Here is an 18,294-nt window from a genome sequence, read left to right as displayed (position 1 = left end):
ACCCAACTCAGAAGTAAACTGATAAGAGTTTCAATAAACGCCAGGAGCGAGGAATCTCTGCGCGGCGGGCAATTCGCGTCGTGCTTTGGGCTTATGTCTGACGACAGAAGTCTCCATGTTCTTGAGGGGTTGCTAACCGGCCGGAGGCAACCCGCGGCGGCGCTGTCGGAAGAAGCGATGGCATGGAATGCGGCTCGGCCTGGCTGTCGAGGTCGCCCAAAGTAAGCGTCAAGCTGACCCCATCTGGCGTGGCTTGCGGCGATGAGCGAGACATACTGACACTGAAGCAAGGAGCCCAGGAGCTTGCAGGGTGTCAATTCCTATGTCTGCGCTTATGCCTGATAGTAGAAGTTTCCATGTTCTTGAGGCGGCCCCGAAGCGGCTGGAGGCAAGCCCGCAGCGTCCGCGCCGGCGCTGGTCGGCGGAAGCGAAGCCGCGGCTGACTGTTGGCGCTGGTGCGCGATGCCGGCGCGGATCAGTGGCGGGCTTTACGTCTTCCGCGCGAAAGAGCAGACAGGATCAAGATTCGTGTGGTGGACGGCAGCGGCGTGTGTCGTTACGCCAAGCGGCTGGACGAGGCGAAGTTCTGCTGGCCGGATCGGCCACGGGTCCAGCTCAATCATGCCCAGCTCATGGCTCTGGTCGACGGAATGGAGTGGAAGCGAATTCGGACGGTGACGGTCTGGCGGCCGCAATCGGTTGGGTAAAACCCTGCGGCAGAATGAATCAGGAAGCTGAACGCGGGAAAATTGCCCGCGAATATGCTCTGAATTTGGCCATGCCGGCACCGATCTTGGGCTCCCGGATGACGTTGACGCGCTCAAGGCGATGTTTATTGCCATGGCCGAAAAGGCCGCCCTTCTGGAGGAGCGCAAGGTCCATCTCGAGCTGGTCAACAAGAGCGCCGAGGAGCGGATCGCAGACTGACGGCAACCGTGAAGATGCTGGAGGGGTCGCGCTTCAGCAGCCGCTCCGAAAGGCTGCGGACCGGCGCGCTTAGCGAGGAGCAGTATGCTCTCGTCTTCGACGAAATCGAAATCAGCGTGGAAGCGCAGATGGAAAAGGCTACGGGAAGCTCGAAAGTGAGGCGCGCGCCGCGCGCGCGCAAAGGCTTTGCGGCCCATCTCGAACGGGTCAAGGTGGTGATTGAACCCGAAACGCCAGCCGGTTGCCCGGGATTGGAAGGGATTCTGATCGGGGAGGACGTGCACGAACCGAACGGCTTGATGTCACCCCGGCGAAGTTCCGGGTGATCGTCACGCGTCGCCCAGATATGCCTACAAGGTCTGGACGGCATCATCGAGGCAGCCGCACCCGCCCGCATCGTCGAAAGCGCCAACCCGATCTAAGCGCTGATGGCCCAGATCGCGGTGTCGAAATACGCCGATGGCCTGCCGCTCCATCGCCAGAAAGCGATCAATGCCCGCGATCAGGTCGAAATCGGTCACAGATGGCGCGGGCTTCGAGCTCGAGCCGCTCGCCGATTATGCACTGACCCGCATCAAGCAGAGTGAGCGGGTCTTCGCCGATGAGACCACGCTGCCAGCGCTGGCCGGGATCGGGCAAGGCCAAGACGGCCTACCTCTGGACCTGTTTCCGCGATGATCGGCCGTTCGGGGGACAGCGGACCGCCCATCGCCGCTACCGCTCCAAGACAGTCGTGCCGGCGAATGTGTCGCCCGCCATCTGGACGGCTATCGCGGCATCCTGCCGGTCGACGGATACGCCGCCTATAACCGGCTGGCCCGATCCAATCGGGGCAATGATGGTGTGATGCTGGCGGTGTGCTGTCGCACGTGCGGCGCACGTTCTACGAACTGCATGCGGCAGGCTCGCAGACGGTGGCGCAGATGGCCCCCCTGTGGGCCGCCGAGGAGGCCGTGCCAGGTAGCTCGGATAGCTGCGCGTCAGGAGAAATCAACCGCCGTCCTTCCCGCTTCTCTGCGCTGTGGGAAAAGGAGCTGCCGAAGCGTCAGGAAAATTGAAGCCCGCCGAGGCGATCCGCTGTGCACTCGCCGGCGTGCCGCGCTTGAACGCTTCCTGACCGACGGACGCATCGAAATCGACTCCAATACCGTCGAGCGCGCCCATCCGGCCACAGACGAAGACTGATTCAAAATGCACCTCCTTTTCAAATGGCGGAAAACAGCGATTCCTGGTTGTCGTCGTGGATGCGACGCGGAGTATTGCGCGCCAAATCGGCCTTGGTCCCTTCGTCTTCGAGATCGCTGGCGCGGATCTAGTAGGGCGCGCCGCGCATGACCTGCTCAGCGGGCGCCGATGTCGGCCAGGATAATTTGACCAGGATTATTCGCGCGGTGCGTCAAGCATGATCCCGGTTTGCCGCCAGGTCATCCGTTGATTTAAGAAAAGGTCCCACATCCTTCTGGCCTTGGTGCGCGATGCTGGCTCGGACCTGTTTCAAGGCGCGCTTTACGTCTTGCGCACCAAAGAGCCGACTGGGTGAAGATCGCTTGTGCGACAGCTGGACAAGGCGAAGTTCTGCTAGCCGCGGATCGGCCTCCACCGGTTAGCTCAATCGTGCTCAGCTCCTGGCACTGGTCGACGGAATGGAATGGAAGTGGTGCGGATGCTGACCGTCAGGCGACCACGGTCGGTTGGTGAAATGCTGCGGCATCATGGCGCTACATGAAGACAAAACACGACAGACGGACGTTGCGCTCCTCCAGAAGGGCGGCCTTTTCGGCTGTGGCAGTAACTATCGCCCTTGAGTCAACGTCGTCGGGGGAGCTCAAGATCGGGTGCCAACATCACAAAAATCAGAGCACATTTGCGGGCAATTTTCCCGCTTTTCAGCTTCCTGATTCAGTGCGGGCTATATCAGTAAAATTAATAGGGTGTCACAAAAACGTAATAAATTGACCGGTTTTGGGATTCCTTTCATCGTTTGACATGCAAACTAGTGAGCAAGCTCAAACGGATTGTTCTTCATGGCGAGGATTTGCTCCCGCTCGGCAAAGCGCGGCATCCCGGGAGAGCTGGTATGAAATCGATCTCGGTGCGATCAGGCACAATTATCGTCAACTGCGCGCGCATCTGCCCGGGACGGTGAAAATTTTCGCTTGCTTGAAGCGCAATGGATATGGCTGTGGAGCGGGGCCCGTCGCCCGCGCCCTGGCGGCAGAGGGGGCTGACGGTTTTGCTGTCGCCACGCTGCCGGATGCCATGTCCATTCGCGAAATTGGTATTGATCTCCCGGTTCTGCTCTATCCCGGTCCTCTGCCGATATCAGCGAAAACAATTGAAGCGCTCGGGCTCACCGTGACCGTCTCCAACGTCGATGAACTGGAGCGCTGGCGTGAGGCCATGAGCACCACCCGCATCTTTGTTAAGGCGGACCTCGGGTTCTTCAGAGCCGGGGCCACGCCGCAGGAGATGGGTCGACTTCTCGCGGCCGCGCACGCCTGTAACGACGTCGAAGTACAGGGACTCTACGCCCATCTCAGTGAGTTGCCCACATCGACTGCAAGCGAGCAATTCTCCCGCCTGCAGCGGATTCTACGGGAGGCCGAGGCGTCCGGCACTCGTCCTGCTATCACCATGATGTCGAGCACCGCAGCCGTGCTTCGGTATCCCGCGATGGATCTCGATGCGGTGGATCCCGGGGCCTTGTTTTTCGGTCTTCCTGAGACGGATCGACCCATGCGGCCCGTCACCCTACGGCCGGCTCTTAAGGCCATTTCGACATGCCTCGTCTCCGTCAAGCGGATCGATGCTTCTCTCGGGCGGATACCAGACATACCCGGTTTTCGGCCGAGAATGACGATCGGTGTCTTGGGTATGGGGTGGGGGGATGGCCTACCGCGTCACGTCCCAGTCCAGGCGGAAGCGTTGGTGAGGGGGCAGCGCGCGCGCTTGCTTCCTCCCGCCCATCTCGAACACCTGCGCATCGATCTTACGGACGTCCCTGATGCGAGGTTCGGCGACCAAGTGCTCCTGCTAGGGCAGCAAGGGCTCCAGACAATCACGCAGGAAGAGGTCGCCGCTCAATGGGGGACAGACCTCATCGGTCTCTATGCCCAACTCCGAGATCACATCCCCCGTGTCTATGTCTGAAATCCAAGGCAAGAAAGAGGAATTCGGAATGAATGCAATCAAAACAGCACCGTCACTCCTAGTAGTAGCAATGTTCGGTCAGGAGAGCGGGCAGCAATGACGGCCATTATAAGGGCTGTTCCTAGCCCTCGCCATACAGTGGCCAACGACGCCGCCGAAGCGATCCACGTCGAGAACCTGCACAAGAAGTTTGGTGCGCTCCATGTATTGAAGGGGGTCTCTCTATCTGCGCGCGACGGCGATGTGGTCGCGGTCATCGGTGGCAGCGGCTCCGGCAAATCAACGCTACTTCGCTGTATCAACTGCCTGGAAGACCCGACTAGCGGTGTTATCAGGGTGAATGGTGAGGAAATTCGCCTGAAGCGGCATGGCGCTGGGAACAGTGTCCCGGCGGACCGAAAGCAGATCGAACGCATACGTTCCAGGCTCGGCATGGTCTTTCAGAGCTTCAATCTCTGGAGTCACATGACCCTACTCGAAAACGTGATCGAGGTGCCGGTTCATGTGCTCGGCGTCAGCCGGAAAGCAGCGATTGTTGATGCCGAGAAGCTGCTTGCAAGAGTGGGGCTTCTGGAAAAACGGACTGTTTACCCAGCATTTCTATCAGGCGGCCAGCAGCAGCGTGGCGCAATCGCTCGGGCGCTTGCGGTCCAGCCACGTGTCATGCTCTTCGACGAACCAACTTCATCACTCGATCCTGAACTCATCGGCGAGGTGCTCGGCGTCATTGGCGGTTTGGCTCGTGAAGGTCGCACCATGATCCTGGTCACGCACGAAATGAAATTTGCCCGGGAAGTCGCTACCCACGTGGTCTTTCTCCACGAGGGCCGCGTCGAGGAAGAAGGGCCACCGGAAGCAATATTCGGATCGCCGAAATCGGAGAGGCTTCAACAGTTCATCCGCAGAGTAAGGTAGCGAATGGAAAACCAGCGAATACCTGTAAAGGGGAACAATCATGAATGTACTTTCTAAAATTTTGACAGCAGCAGCAATCCTTTGCGCATCGACTTTGATGGCGCAAGCGGAGCAGGTGAAGGTTGGAATCGCTGCAGAGCCTTCCCCACCGTTCGCGTCCCTGGACGCCTCAGGAAAATGGGTCGGCTGGGAGATTGAAATCATTAACGCGATCTGCGCCGAGGCAAAATTCGACTGCGCCGTCACCCCCGTTGCTTGGGACGGGATCATTCCTTCTCTGACGTCCAAGAAAATCGATGTCATCATGGCCGGGATGTCAATCACACAGAAGCGCAAAAAGACGATCGACTTCTCCGACAAGTACTTTAGTGACAGCGGATACACGATTGCCGCCCCAAAGGGCGTTGCGATGGATCCTACCCCTGAAGGCCTCAAGGGCAAGATTCTCGGAATTCAAGTCTCTACCAATGCCGAAGTCTACGCAAGCAAGCATTTCAAAGACAGGTTGGCCGAAATGAAAACGTACCAGACACAGGATGAGATCAATCAGGACCTAGTCGCCGGCAGGATCGACGCCATTCTCGCCAGCCCGCTTACCATTGATCAATTCATGAAAACTGAACAGGGCAAGGCTTGCTGCGAGATTAAAGGCAAGGTTGCGAATGATCCTGATATTATGGCGCCGGGCGTCGGGGCGGGTCTGCGCAAAGGAGACACCGCGCTCAAGGAAAAGATCAACGCTGCGATCAAGGGAATTCGTGCAAACGGTAAGTACGACGAGATTACGAAGAAGTATTTCGATTTCGACATCTATGGGGGCTGAAGACACTTTTTCCTTGGTGAAATTTTCCTGACAAATTCACGCCCAGTCACCTTTCCTCCCAGACGGGAGAGAGGACAGCGTCCTTCCTCGCACACCAGTGAACGCCAGGTTTTGGTGAGGGTAATTCTCAATGCTGTTAAGGGAAGCGCTTATGATCGACTATCTATTTTTGCCGCTGGCTCAGACCGGCATTTTCGAGTTGCTTGCACCTGCGCCGCCTGGATGGGGCGGAAATCTGCTGCGCGGATTCATTAATTCAGTCGAGATCGGCGTCGGAGCCTTTTCCTTGGGACTCCTTATTGGCACTGGCGGTGCATACGGCAAGCTCTATGGTGGACATGTGCTCCGCGATTTGCTTCAAGTCTACACCACCCTCATCCGAGCGGTGCCAGAACTCGTGCTAATTCTGCTCATCTATTTCGCGGTTCCGGACCTGATCAATCGCCTCCTGGACATTGTCGGCTCCGGACGGATCGATGTCAGCGGGCCCGTAGCAGGCATCGTTGCGCTCGGCTTCGTACAAGGTGCATACGCAACGGAGGTGCTGCGCGGCGCGATCCTCGCGGTACCGCAAGGCCAAATCGAGGCGGGACGAGCCTTTGGTATGACGCCTACGTTGCTGATGCGACGCATCACACTGCCTGCGATGCTGCCCTTCGCAATCCCAGGTCTTGCGAATCTCTGGGTGGTCGCATTCAAGAGCACAGCTCTTCTGGCCGTTGTCGGCTTTAACGAACTGACCCTCGAAACACGACAGGCTGCGGGCGCTACAAAAGCCTACTTCACGTTCTTCATGGCCGCTGGCATGCTTTACTTATTCCTCACCTTGATCTCCAACGTTCTGATTGGAGGCGTCGAGCATTGGGCGAGGCGCGGCCAGCCGCCGATAGCGGAGAGCCGCTGATGACCTATTCCCCCACTGCCTCCGCGAGTTGGCGCCCGGTTGCCTGGTTGGCGCCACATCGCATTGCATTGATCGCGATAGCCATCGCCTTGATCACCTTAGCAGCTGTCTTCATGCGATGGGACTGGCTTGCCGATTACAACACGCTTGCGATTGTCGGTTTATGGCGAACGATCTGGATTCTGATCGTGACCAGTATCTTTGGATTTGTTTTAGCTGTGCCGCTTGGACTCGCACAAGTGACGGGGCCGATTTGGCTCAGTCTTCCAGCGAAAGCCTTCTGCACCGTCATTCGGGGCACGCCATTGCTTCTGCAAATCTGGTTGCTCTATTATGGGCTTGGCTCGCTCTTCCCGCAATATCCATGGATTCGCGAATCCGATCTCTGGTCCGTCGTTCGACAGGCGTGGCCCTACGCTGTACTCGCTTTGACACTGTCCTTCGCAGGATATGTGGGCGAGATTATGCGCGGTGCTTTGGCTGGCGTGCCGCGCGGCCAGCTCGAGGCCGCACGCGCATTCGGTATGAGCCGTTGGAAACTATTTCACCGGGTGTGGTTGCCGCTAGCAATCCATAAGGCGTTGCCGACGTTGGCTGGTGAAACAGTGGGCCAACTTAAAGCGACACCGCTCGTCGCTACGATCACGGTTATCGACCTCTATTCCGTCGCTCTCCGGGTTCGTCAGGACACATTCGTCATATACGAGCCATTACTCCTGCTGGCATTGGCGTACATGGTCCTAACGGGATTCCTCGTGTGGTTTTTCAATAGTCTCGAGGCGCGTATCCCGGTCCGAGTAGGGTGACGCGGGCTGAACGGGCGCGGGGCGGGCAGTTAGTCTGCCGCAATCCACGATCATTGGAAGCTCCAATGTGCCCGTACGGCAATATGACTGACCTCCAGGTTGTGGATTCAGCGAATGCTTTGAGCGAGAGCGATCGATGCGCCGCGTCGGCCATTTCGACGAGTACACAATAGCTATGAACAATTCTAGTGACGCCATCCAGCTGGCCAACAAGCCAAGCAATCACCCCTCCAACCCCCTTATATCAGGGGCCTCATTGCACCGGAAACCGATCATCAATGCGCGGAAGCAGAATAGGGTGTGCGATGCATGAGGTAAGGTGGGCGGAGTTTATCTCTACACTGAAGACAGGAAGTCACTTAGCGTCCCATTGCACGTCATCCAGCCATCAGAGTACCCGGAAAGACGAAGATGTCGCTCGTTGGCGGGGACTTGCCAAACCGATGCACACTCACGAGAGCGCAGCCACCAGTCGTCGGGTTAACGCAAATGACACGTTCAGACTCCCCTACTTCGGGACCCATCCGGTTCCTGGTTCCTGGTTTCTGATTTCTCCAAATTTTTGATTCCAATGCAAAATTTCTACGAGGCAACTGTTTCCCGTCAGGTCTACCCACAACTGACGTGCACACTGGACACGCAGGTCTGCATCGTCGGTGCCGGGCTCGCCGGCCTATGCACTGCGCTCGGACTCGTGGAACGCGGTGTGCGCGACGTCGTGGTTCTCGAGGGCGAGCGGGTCGGCTTTGGCGCATCGGGCCGCAACGGCGGATTCGTCTTCGGCGGTTACAGCCTCGACAACGCCGAGCTGCTGCTCACGCTCGGGCGCGACGAGGCACGTCGCCTGTACCGGCTTACAATCGACGCGGTCGACTTGATCCGCGCGCGGATTGCTCGCTACGCCATCGACTGCGACATCGTCGACCGCGGCGTGATGTTGGCAAACTGGTTCGACGATCAGTCTCGGCTGGACGGACTGCGCTCGCTGATGAAGCGAGAATTTGACATCATATGGGAGCCGGTCGCGACGGAAGCGCTTCGCTCACGGTTGAGGACTAGGCGCTATCACGGTGGTCTATTTGAGGCCAACGCGTTTCATTTCCATCCACTCAAGTACGTGCTCGGCGTCGCCCAAGCGGCTATGCAAGGGGGCGCGCGTGTCTTTGAGCAATCCCCGGCCTGCGCGATTGAGCGCGACGGCATGAGCTTCGTCGTGCGTACGCCGGAAGGCGCGGTGCGGGCGAAAGATGTCGTGTTCGCAGGCGGTGCCTACACGCGGGGCGTATCACCCCAAATCGAGCGAGCCATACTGCCGATCGCGACCTACGTGATTGCAACTGAGCCGCTCGGTGCCCGCCTTGCCGCGGCGATTGATGCTTCGCATGCAGTCTATGATACGCGCTTCGCGTTCGATTACTATCGACCGTTACAGGACACACGAATTCTTTGGGGAGGGCGAATCTCGGTGTTCAACCGTGATCCAGGCGCCATCGCGCGCCTACTCCGGCGTGACCTTCAACGCGTGTACCCGCAGCTCAAAGACGTTCAAATCGATCACGCGTGGGGGGGATGATGAGCTACGCGCGCCACAAGATGCCGCAGATTGGTCGCACCGCTGATGGCCTATGGCATGCGGTCGCATTCGGAGGGCATGGGATAGCGCCGACCACGGTCGCGGGTGAAACAATCGCCGCAGCACTAGCCGAGGGCAGACCGGTGCCAAAGAGCTTCACTAGGTTTGGACTGACCCGTACGTTCGGCCTCGCGGGCCTCGCTGCCGCGCAGCTCACGTACAGTGCATATCAAATGCGCGACACGCTCGCTCAAGGCGTGAAGTTCCAGGTCCGATAGACTACGTAAAAAACAGTCATGAAGTCAGCGAATGAAGTTCCAGGGGGCGGCCAATTGAAAATTGGCTTCATCCTTGGCCGCTCTTTTACTCTTTCTGCGTTCGCGCTGTTCGTGGACATTCTCAGGTTGGCAAGTGACGTGGCCGACAAATCCGGTAGGGTTTTCGCCGATTGGCAGGTTCTGGGGAGCACCCCGCGCTTGATCCCCTCCAGTTGCGGGGTGCAGGTCGCGCCGACATCGGATTTCGTGGACCCTGTTGAGTTCAATTATGTCGTAGTCGTGGGCGGTCTCCTAAAAAGTGAATCTCCAGTTGACAACGAGACAGTCAGCTATCTCAAGAGAGTCGCAGCCAAGAACGTTCCATTAATCGGCGTCTGTACAGGGACGTTCATCCTGGCCGAGGCTGGGTTGATGAAGCAGCATCATACCTGTGTGAGCTGGCTCCACTATAACACCTTCCGCGAGCGCTTTCCGGGCCACCAGGTCCGGGCGGACCGTATATTCAATCTCGATCGTAGCAGGGGATCATGCGCCGGGGGCAGCAGCGCGGCAGATATGGCGGCGTCAATCGTCAGACGTCATATCAGTGCAGAGGCCGAGAGAAACGCACTCGAAGTGCTGCAGATTGAGAAGGCGCGCTCGGCTTTAAACATCCAGCCGCGCAGACCCCTTTCAATCGAATGCGACGACCCGCGGCTCAAAGCGGTTCTCATTATCATGGAGAGCCACATTGAGAATACAATCCCCATTTCCAAGCTGGCAGCTTCAGTCGGACTATCTCGGAGGCAACTCGAGCGCCTTTTCATGAAGAAAACAAAGATATCGCCGGCACTTGCGTACAAAAAGGTGCGTCTGGAAAGGGCGAGGCGCCTCGTGATGCAGACCAGGGTTCCGTTAGTTGAGATCGCCGTGGAGGTCGGGTTTGAAAACCTCTCGCATTTCTCGCGGCTGTTCCGTGAAGCTTATGGTCAACCGCCTAGCAAGCTCAGGGCAACAGTTTCAACTGACTGAATTTTTTCCGGAATGAGGCACGACCGCTTGGCCGACCGAGCTGACGTTCACTGGAGAAGGTTGAGATGCAATGATGCAATAATAAGACTTCCATATTCCAAAGCAGCAGGACGACCGGGGCGCTTCGAGATGTTCTGCTGCCACCTCGAGCGTCAGGTCTGCTTCTGTCTCAATGTCGCAAAATCCGTTCGCCTGCTGCTGCCCATTCCGCCCCGGATCCTAAGAGCGGTGTTTCTGGACCAACTCTCGGGAGTGGTTTCGATCTGTGAGGTGCCGGTTCTACATTGGAATCGGAGTTCGGCTTGTGCTGGAGCTGAATCAAAGGCTTCCGAGGTCGCCGGCCGATCATCTCAGGCCGCAGCAGGTCTTCGCCTTGCGCCGCGAAGCGCGCAACAGGCAACTGCGGTTGGACAAAATTCACTTGCTTTCGTGCCCGGCGGCGGTGCTAGCGCCGGATCTTCAACTAGGCTTCCATCGAAACAGCGAAGATGGAAAGCCACCCGAGACGCCAGTGTGCTCGAGTTTGAAATCGACGGCATCGCCATGCGCGTTGGCCGGGCGCCGACCCCAACGCAGCTGCGGTCCCAAAGGAACCAAGGACCGTCCTCATGAGAAGAAGTTACTGACTCGTGATTAATATACGTTTGTAAGTCCGGCTGCGGCATCCAACACTGAGGAAGTGAATCAACAAGTTGGTGCGAGACAGGCGTCATGCTGTGTCTTCTCGGACTTGAATACCCTTGGAGGCGCGGCGTGATTACCGTTCATAAATACATGCCCTCGCAGCGTGAGCAGGAATTTTGGGAAAAGTGGTCAACGGCAAATACGACCGGCAGATCATCACCGGCATAGCCAAATTCGCCAGCGGTGACGTGTCCCAGGACATGCGGGGGTTCTATTCCAAAGAAGAACTCGACCAGATTCTCGAGTTGAAAGACACCCCGAGAGATCTGGAGGTGCGGATGCCGATCAAGATCACGCGGCACTATTATGAGCAGGCGCAATACAGCCGGCCCATGCAGACTCTCGTAAAAGCTAGTCCGAAAGAAACCTACGATCTCGATGGTGCCGAAGATCCGGGCAAGCAAATGACCTACAGCCCGCGCGAAGGGCTGATCCACAAGTATGAGCTTGGTCTTCTGTATGTGGCGTCCACCTGCTCCGCTCACTGTCGCTTCTGCTATCGCGAGGAGCTGATCGGCCGCAAAGAGATCGCTCGCGAGGATGGGACCGTTGCTCCTAAGGGCTTGGCGCAGCTCGGCGAGATCGTCGAATACATTCGCGAGCACAACAGGGCGGTAACCGCGAATGGCGGCCTCCATCCAGAAAGCGGCCGTGAAAAGCTTCGCGAGATTCTTATGTCAGGCGGCGATCCCATGGTTCTGGGGAACAAAAACATCGCTGCCTGGCTTGGCGGGCTCGCGGAAGCCGGCGTCGAGAATATCCGCATCGGGACCAAGGAGTTGGCTTTCCATCCGCAGCGGTTCGATCAGACTTTCTTTGCGATGCTTGATGCCTTTCATCAAGCTTATCCGGAGGTCAGCCTGCGAATGATGGTGCACTTCAATCATCCTGACGAGTTCCTCCGCAGGACACCGGATGGCGGCTACCTCGACAATCCTGGCGGTGGCTTGGAATGGATCGCCGAAACCCGGGTTGCAGTCAAGGAACTTGCCCGGCGCGAATGGATCACCATCCACAATCAGTCGCCGATTATTCGCGATATCAATGACGACGCCGAGGCGCTGCGGATCATGCAGCGCGAGATGCTCCGAAACGGAATCAACAATCACTACTTCTTCTGCGGTCGCGACATAGTCGGGCATAAGGCGTTCAATGTGCCAATCGAACGAGCGTGGCAGATCCTGAACGAATCGCAGAAGGGCTTGTCGGGGGTCGAGGCCCATGCGCGGCTTTCGATTACCCACTACAAGGGCAAGACCGAAGTGGCGGCCGTCACCAACGAGCCGGTGCCGGGCGTCCCTGGCGGTGAAAAAGGCGTTGTTATCTTCAAGCTGCTGCGTTCGGCCGCTGATGCACGCGATCGGTGCAAGGTGACAATCGTCGGCAGAAACCCGGATGCAATATGGTTCGGCGGCTATGATGATCGCGTTATCTTCGATGAGGCTGGCCTTTATTCCATGTACGGGATCAGGCCCGCATTCCTGCAAGCTGCGGAGTAGCGGCGGATACGATCTGCTATTTCCAAACGGGTATGGGGGCCGGCGTGACCTATGTCGTCACCGAGAACTGCATCAAGTGCAAATTTACCGACTGCGTCGATGTGTGTCCGGTCGATTGCTTTCACGAGGGACCTAACTTCCTCGTTATTCACCCCGACGAATGCATTGATTGCGATGCCTGTACACCGGTTTGTCCGGCAAAGGCCATCTACCGGGACACGGATTTGCCTGCAGATATGAGGCACTTCCTGGAGCTCAACGAAGAGCTTTCGCGGTTGTGGCCCAACATAACCGATTCCGGGGAATCGCTTCCCGATGCAGCCACATGGGATGGAGTAGAGGGCAAGTTAAGCCATCTAGAGCGCTAGACGCTATCGGGAGATCCGCATGGACGCCATATACTCGGGAATATCCAAGAGTGCTGCCCTATTTGAGCGCGCCAAGTCCGTTTTGCCGGGCGGATGCAGCCGAAACACCATTCTGCGCAAACCGCATCCGATCTACGTCGAGCGAGGGCGAGGGTGCTACGTCTACGATGTAGAGGGTGTCCGTCGCATCGACTTTGCGAATAATGTGGCGTCGCTAATTCACGGCCACGCGCACCCGCCGATCATTGCTGCTGTCAGCGAGCAGCTGCGGAAAGGAACCGCTTTTACTGTCGGGACCGAAGCCGAGATCGATTATGCCGAGTACATTTGCAGCCGTAATCCTGCCTTTGAGAGAATCCGCTTCGTCAATTCGGGAACGGAGGCGGTCATGGCGAGCCTCAAAGCTGCGCGGGCATTCACCCGGCGGCCGAAGATCGCAAAAGTCGAAGGCGCCTATCACGGCCTCTACGACTATGCCGAGGCAAGCCAGACGGCCAAGCCGGACAGTTGGGGACAGGCGGACCGCCCGTCCAGCGTTGCGGTATCTCGCGGAACGCCTCAGCGAGTACTCGACGATGTCGTTGTGATCCCGTTTAACGACGTGCAGCGCGGCCTCAAGATCCTCGACGAGCACCGCGATCAATTGGCGTGCGTGCTCGTCGATGTGCTTCCCCATCGCATAGGTGTAATACAGGCCGCCGAAGACTTCGTTCGAGCGTTGAGACGCTGGACCGAACAGAACGGAGCGCTTCTCGTCTTCGACGAGGTGATCACGTTCCGGTCCAAATTCGGCGGGGCGCAGCAATGGTACGATGTCCAGCCGGATATCACCGCCTTAGGCAAGATGATCGGGGGTGGCTTTCCCGTTGGGGGCATTGCAGGATGCGCGGATGTGATGGAAGTCTTGAACCCACTAAATGGGCCGGCGCCTTTTCCGCTATCTGGCACTTTCTCGGCAAACCCAATCACAATGATAGCCGGCCTCACGGCAATGAAGTTGTACCACCGGGAAGCTGTTGAGAAGCTCAACGCACTGGGCGAGCGCGCGCGAAGCTCAATCGGCGAGGCGATCAGGATAGCGGACGTGCCTGCTTGTGTCACCGGCCGAGGATCGATGTTTCGGATCCATCTATGCGCGGATGCGCCTGAGAACTACAGGCAGGCTTACCTGTCGCCGGAGAAAGCTGCGCTTCTTTCTGCATTCGTTGGGCATCTTTTCGATGGCGGCCTCCTCATGGTCGAAACGGGCACAGGTTTCCTGTCCACTGCCATGTCGGACCAGGACATCGATGACATGGCGGCTGTGGTGCTCGTCGCCCTGCGTAAAATCAAGCCTTACCTGTAACTCGAGCTTTTCGCAGCCGGATTTTGCGCGACGCGAAACAGTCAAACCCGGAGCCGCGGTCTTGCTGAAGTTCTGCTCTCTCGCCGAAGCCCTTGCGGAGAACCTTTCGACGGTGACAACGTGGCGTTTGAGGGTTTCACACATCTCATACCGCATGCAGCGACGCACGAGGCGATCCGGCAGGGACGACGGGAATTGACCCTGATCCGCATGACGCCGGATCTGGTCTACGACCAGATGGTGGGGCTGGGGATGGCGAAAAAGCTCATCTTCTCTTACGCTCGAAATCGCCGGGCGCGGCGCGCGGCTGGCGCTAGCAACGATGTGCATCGGGTCGGCCAGGGCATTGCCATCGCGCTTGAGGGTGTGTGAAGTGCCCCACGAAACCAGACCTACCCCGAGGCTTTACGACGCTCGAGTTCGGGGCTGGCAGCGCCGGTTCACGGCTTCACGAGGGACGTGCTCACGTCGGTACTTCCGTTGCTAGCTGTTTACAACCAGTTTTGCGGCCGACGTTACGATTTTCGGTGCGAAGGCGGGAGCCGCAAGCGGATCCGAACACTTGCAAGCATTCCGCGACCAGCCGGTATGGCGATTGAGCAGGCGGGAGGGGCAATTCGAGATTGGCGCAACGTGCCGGTGCAATGGCGAGGAGCTACGTTCGAGCCATTGTCATGGTCCGCCGTGCAGTCGAGATCAGCCAGCGCGTAAATGCGTTTACCTGGGCGTTAACGTCGCCTGCTGCGCTGACTACAAAATAGCTGTTGTGCGTCTTCAGAGGCGTGTCGCTTAGCGGGATCAAAATTCCACGCTCGAGCTCCGTTTCAATCAGGTATTTGGGTAGGAGCGCGGCACCGAGCGAGGATGCGGCAGCCGAGATGATCATGGAAAACTGATCGAAATGTCGACCGCCCAGCAGCCGCTTGTCGCTGATTCCTTTAAGGGCGAACCAGTCAATCCACGCGCTTTCGCGAGTAATGAGGTGCAGAAGCGGAGCAGCCGCGAGGCGAACGGGCTCGGTTATCAGGTACACATCGCGGAAGGTTGGCGATGCAACTGGCAGCATTTCCTCATTGAACAACTTATTCATTCGCGCGTCTGGCCAGTTGGCTCTTCCGAAATGTATCGCAACGTCGAAGCGCTCTCGTGTGAGGTCGAACGGTACGGTTCGGGTCTCTAGCCTGATTTCGATGTTGGGATGATCTTTCACAAACCCCGCCAATCTGGGAATGAGCCAACGACTGGCAAATGTCGGCAGGATACCGACACGTAACGTCGAATTTCGCTCGCCGGCGGCAATCGCCCGCACGACCGATTGCTTAAGGTTCTCAAGATCGACCGCCAGATCCGCCGCAAACTGTTTGCCAGCCTCGGTTAATGAGACGCGCCGGCCTACGCGCCGAAACAGTGTCACACCGATCATCTCCTCAAGTTCCTTAACTTGTCGGCTGACAGCGCTTTGCGTAAGATGAAGCTCCTCCGCCGCTTGGGTAAAGCTGTCGTGCCGCGCAGCGCACTCAAAGCTGCGCAAAAGCGCATAGGACGGACGATTGCGGTGACCTATTGATTGCACAGGTCCAACACCTTCAATGAGCGGCAGTACAGTTCCCGCTGCTCTAATACATTTCAGTTATTTCATTTTCAATGGGAGTTTTTAGGATAGAAAGATCCCGAAGCAACATCCCCGAGCACCGCTGCCTGGAGTTCTTCCATGTAACGCAGTGTGTTGCAGCCCCAACCTGCACAGGCGAGATGGCTCATCGGTCGTTCGATTACGGCACCGGCATCTTCAGCAGAAAGAGTTCCGAAAGTAGCCCAACAGTCGTCTTTCCTACGGGCTCAAGGTTGCTTCGCAAACGCATTGTAGCGGGCTGGATTAGTTCTACCTTCTATGAGGAAATTCTTTGCGCGAGCTCGCGTCGAAGCTCATTTAGAGGGTAAGCGACAGACCATCGCGCGCTGTAAGGATCGCGTTCCATTTCTGCATCGCCACCTTCGGCTTAACCTCGGCGTCAGACAAATCGCACTCGACCTAAGCTTATGACGAAATGCGCTTTGTCTTCTGTTTCCGTCAAGGTGCTTCAATTTTGCTCCTCATTCCCATTTGGAATGGATTGTTGAACAAATGTCGATATCAAGGCCGGCCAGATGATGCTTTGATCGCATGCAGGTCACCGAAATAGCCGAATGCGGAGGACGCTGCTTCGGCCCCTCCCGCAGCAACTAGCCCGGAGTGGACGCAGACGCTGCGCTTCTGCTTATTCCGCGATGTTGCGAGATCGGATCACTGATGGTCCACCCGTCGCCGCGACTTCGACGCCCGTCCCTAACGTTAGGAAACACGATGACTTCGCGCGCAGCTCAGATCACAAATTCGTCACTCCGCCGCGAGGTCGAGGCGATCCTCGGTCGCTGCGGCGTCGATGCTGCTGCCCTTGCGGCTGGTGAGCTCGTTGTGAAATCCCCAATTTCGGGCGAAACGCTCGCCCTCCTGAAGATCGTAAATGCCGCAACCGCCGATGAAGCTATTGAAAACGCCCATTCGGCCTTCCTCGAGTGGCGGCTGGTGCCTGCACCGAAGCGCGGCGAACTGATCCGGCTATTTGGCGAGGAGCTCAGGGCGGCCAAGGACGACATCGGGCGCCTCGTTTCCATCGAAGTAGGCAAGATTCCTTCAGAGGGTCTAGGCGAGGTCCAGGAGATGATTGACATCTGCGACTTCGCCGTGGGCCTGTCGCGTCAGTTGCACGGCCTCACAATGGCTACCGAACGTGCCGAGCACCGGATGATGGAGACCTGGCATCCGCTCGGCGTGACCGGCATCATCTCAGCTTTCAACTTCCCCGTCGCCGTCTGGTCGTGGAACGCGGCGCTTGCGCTTGTCTGCGGCAATTCCATCGTCTGGAAGCCCTCGGAGAAGACGCCGCTGACCGCGCTGGCGGCTCAGGCCCTGTTCAACCGCGCAGCCAAGCGCTTCCAAGAGGAGGGCGGAAACGTCCCGGAAGGGCTGTGCAGCGTCCTGATCGGCGCCCGCGATATCGGGGAGGTGCTGGTTGACCATCCTAAAGTGCCGTTGATCTCTGCCACGGGTTCGACGGCAATGGGCCGCGCGATTGGCCCTAGGGTCGCATCCCGTTTCGGCCGTGCGATCTTGGAACTTGGTGGAAATAATGCGGCAATCGTCACCGCGACCGCAGATCTTGACCTCAGCTTGCGCGGCGTTGCCTTCGCCGCAATGGGCACTGCCGGTCAGCGTTGCACTACGTTGCGGCGCATGTTTGTGCATGAAAGCGTCTACGACAGCTTTGTGTCGCGGCTGAAAAAGGCCTATGCATCCGTGTCAGTTGGCAATCCGCTCGAATCCGGCAAGCTCGTCGGCCCGTTGATTGACAAGGCGGCCTTCGACGCGCTGCAGGCGGCGCTTGCCCTCGCAAAGGCAGCTGGCGGGACGATATTTGGCGGCGAGCGGGTCGATGCCGGCTTCGGCGAGGGGGCTTACTACGTCCGCCCCGCGCTCGTTGAGATGAACAGCCAGACCGGTCCGGTCAAAAGAGAGACCTTCGCTCCAATCCTCTACGTTATAGGCTACAGCGATTTCGATGAGGCGCTACGGCTGCACAACGCCGTGCCGCAAGGTCTGTCGTCGTCGATCTTCACGAGCGACCTGCGCGAGGCGGAGACCTTCCTTTCCTCCCGCGGCTCCGACTGCGGCATTGCCAATGTGAACATCGGCCCGTCCGGCGCCGAGATCGGCGGGGCCTTCGGTGGCGAAAAGGAAACAGGCGGAGGTCGAGAATCCGGCTCGGACGCCTGGAAAGCATATATGCGTCGGGCCACTAACACCATCAACTACGGCCGCTCACTGCCTCTCGCCCAGGGCGTAGAGTTCGACGTCGCGTGAAGGCGACCACGGGACACCCACCTATGTCGTGTCCATACGCCAGATCGCCGGCGCATATGAGCTCATAGGCATCTGAGGGGGTGTTGGGAATGCATTTGATCAGAACCCGA

General features: G+C 58.1%; 13 protein-coding genes and 2 pseudogenes. 14 read left to right on the top strand and 1 reads right to left on the bottom strand.

The annotated features are described in order from the left end of the window. Positions 1 to 455: 455 nt before the first annotated feature. The 13 genes and pseudogenes from tnpB to EJ072_RS06385 form a co-directional block, all read left to right on the top strand. On the top strand, positions 456 to 707 hold the full coding sequence (tnpB, locus tag EJ072_RS06445) for a transposase (protein ID WP_245467343.1): 252 nt from the start codon (positions 456 to 458) through the stop codon (positions 705 to 707). A 121-nt stretch (positions 708 to 828) separates the two neighbouring features. Continuing rightward, positions 829 to 2,101: pseudogene (locus EJ072_RS06440) on the top strand (IS66 family transposase); the annotation flags it as partial. An 812-nt stretch (positions 2,102 to 2,913) separates the two neighbouring features. Beyond that, a complete protein-coding gene (gene alr, locus EJ072_RS06435; RefSeq protein ID WP_126079005.1) occupies positions 2,914 to 4,077 on the top strand; it encodes an alanine racemase in 1,164 nt (387 codons plus the stop codon). A gap of 96 nt (positions 4,078 to 4,173) precedes the next feature. After that, entirely contained in the window at positions 4,174 to 4,992 is an 819-nt protein-coding gene (locus EJ072_RS06430; RefSeq protein WP_066993418.1) for an ABC transporter ATP-binding protein, read from the top strand. 40 nt (positions 4,993 to 5,032) lie between these two features. Further along, positions 5,033 to 5,815 carry a transporter substrate-binding domain-containing protein gene (locus tag EJ072_RS06425; RefSeq protein ID WP_066993421.1) on the top strand — a complete coding sequence of 261 codons (783 nt, stop codon included), beginning with the start codon at positions 5,033 to 5,035 and terminating at the stop codon, positions 5,813 to 5,815. 151 nt (positions 5,816 to 5,966) lie between these two features. Further along, positions 5,967 to 6,719, top strand: a complete 753-nt coding sequence (locus EJ072_RS06420) for an ABC transporter permease (RefSeq protein WP_126079004.1) — start codon at positions 5,967 to 5,969, stop codon at positions 6,717 to 6,719. Further along, positions 6,719 to 7,525 (top strand): ABC transporter permease, encoded by an 807-nt coding sequence (locus EJ072_RS06415; RefSeq protein WP_126079003.1) that lies wholly within the window; start codon positions 6,719 to 6,721, stop codon positions 7,523 to 7,525. Before EJ072_RS06420 ends, EJ072_RS06415 begins: the two co-directional genes overlap by 1 nt. Before the next feature lie 571 nt (positions 7,526 to 8,096). Next, positions 8,097 to 9,098: an FAD-binding oxidoreductase gene (locus EJ072_RS06410; protein ID WP_210211633.1), complete on the top strand. Its 1,002-nt coding sequence runs from the start codon at positions 8,097 to 8,099 to the stop codon at positions 9,096 to 9,098. A 296-nt stretch (positions 9,099 to 9,394) separates the two neighbouring features. Further along, complete coding sequence (locus tag EJ072_RS06405) at positions 9,395 to 10,387, top strand: GlxA family transcriptional regulator (RefSeq protein ID WP_126079002.1); 993 nt, start codon at positions 9,395 to 9,397, stop codon at positions 10,385 to 10,387. A gap of 809 nt (positions 10,388 to 11,196) precedes the next feature. Then, positions 11,197 to 12,570, top strand: coding sequence for a hypothetical protein (locus EJ072_RS06400; protein WP_126079001.1), 1,374 nt, complete (start codon positions 11,197 to 11,199; stop codon positions 12,568 to 12,570). A gap of 44 nt (positions 12,571 to 12,614) precedes the next feature. After that, entirely contained in the window at positions 12,615 to 12,938 is a 324-nt protein-coding gene (fdxA, locus tag EJ072_RS06395) for a ferredoxin FdxA (RefSeq protein WP_126079000.1), read from the top strand. A gap of 19 nt (positions 12,939 to 12,957) precedes the next feature. Beyond that, the gene (locus tag EJ072_RS06390; RefSeq protein WP_126078999.1) at positions 12,958 to 14,283 is read left to right on the top strand and encodes an aspartate aminotransferase family protein; all 1,326 of its coding nucleotides are present in this window, start codon (positions 12,958 to 12,960) and stop codon (positions 14,281 to 14,283) included. A gap of 61 nt (positions 14,284 to 14,344) precedes the next feature. After that, positions 14,345 to 14,562: pseudogene (locus EJ072_RS06385) on the top strand (CoA transferase subunit A); the annotation flags it as partial. A gap of 376 nt (positions 14,563 to 14,938) precedes the next feature. Here EJ072_RS06385 and EJ072_RS06380 read toward each other — a convergent pair. Further along, positions 14,939 to 15,856: a LysR substrate-binding domain-containing protein gene (locus tag EJ072_RS06380; protein ID WP_245467219.1), complete on the bottom strand. Its 918-nt coding sequence runs from the start codon at positions 15,854 to 15,856 to the stop codon at positions 14,939 to 14,941. Between the two features lie 771 nt (positions 15,857 to 16,627). On the opposite strand from EJ072_RS06380, the gene EJ072_RS06375 reads away from it, so the two are divergent. Further along, positions 16,628 to 18,184, top strand: coding sequence for an aldehyde dehydrogenase family protein (locus EJ072_RS06375; protein ID WP_126078997.1), 1,557 nt, complete (start codon positions 16,628 to 16,630; stop codon positions 18,182 to 18,184). The last annotated feature ends 110 nt before the right edge of the window (positions 18,185 to 18,294 follow it).

The organism is Mesorhizobium sp. M2A.F.Ca.ET.046.03.2.1, from assembly GCF_003952425.1.
Classification (GTDB): domain Bacteria; phylum Pseudomonadota; class Alphaproteobacteria; order Rhizobiales; family Rhizobiaceae; genus Mesorhizobium.
This window is presented reverse-complemented; position numbering and strand designations above follow the sequence as displayed.

Bases quoted from the DNA above. Each gene is read 5' to 3' on its own strand.
- alr (WP_126079005.1), top strand. From the start codon at position 2,914: ATGCAAACTAGTGAGCAAGCTCAAACGGATTGTTCTTCATGGCGAGGA.
- EJ072_RS06430 (WP_066993418.1), top strand. From the start codon at position 4,174: ATGACGGCCATTATAAGGGCTGTTCCTAGCCCTCGCCATACAGTGGCC.
- EJ072_RS06425 (WP_066993421.1), top strand. From the start codon at position 5,033: ATGAATGTACTTTCTAAAATTTTGACAGCAGCAGCAATCCTTTGCGCA.
- EJ072_RS06420 (WP_126079004.1), top strand. From the start codon at position 5,967: ATGATCGACTATCTATTTTTGCCGCTGGCTCAGACCGGCATTTTCGAG.
- EJ072_RS06415 (WP_126079003.1), top strand. From the start codon at position 6,719: ATGACCTATTCCCCCACTGCCTCCGCGAGTTGGCGCCCGGTTGCCTGG.
- EJ072_RS06410 (WP_210211633.1), top strand. From the start codon at position 8,097: ATGCAAAATTTCTACGAGGCAACTGTTTCCCGTCAGGTCTACCCACAA.
- EJ072_RS06405 (WP_126079002.1), top strand. From the start codon at position 9,395: ATGAAGTCAGCGAATGAAGTTCCAGGGGGCGGCCAATTGAAAATTGGC.
- EJ072_RS06390 (WP_126078999.1), top strand. From the start codon at position 12,958: ATGGACGCCATATACTCGGGAATATCCAAGAGTGCTGCCCTATTTGAG.
- EJ072_RS06375 (WP_126078997.1), top strand. From the start codon at position 16,628: ATGACTTCGCGCGCAGCTCAGATCACAAATTCGTCACTCCGCCGCGAG.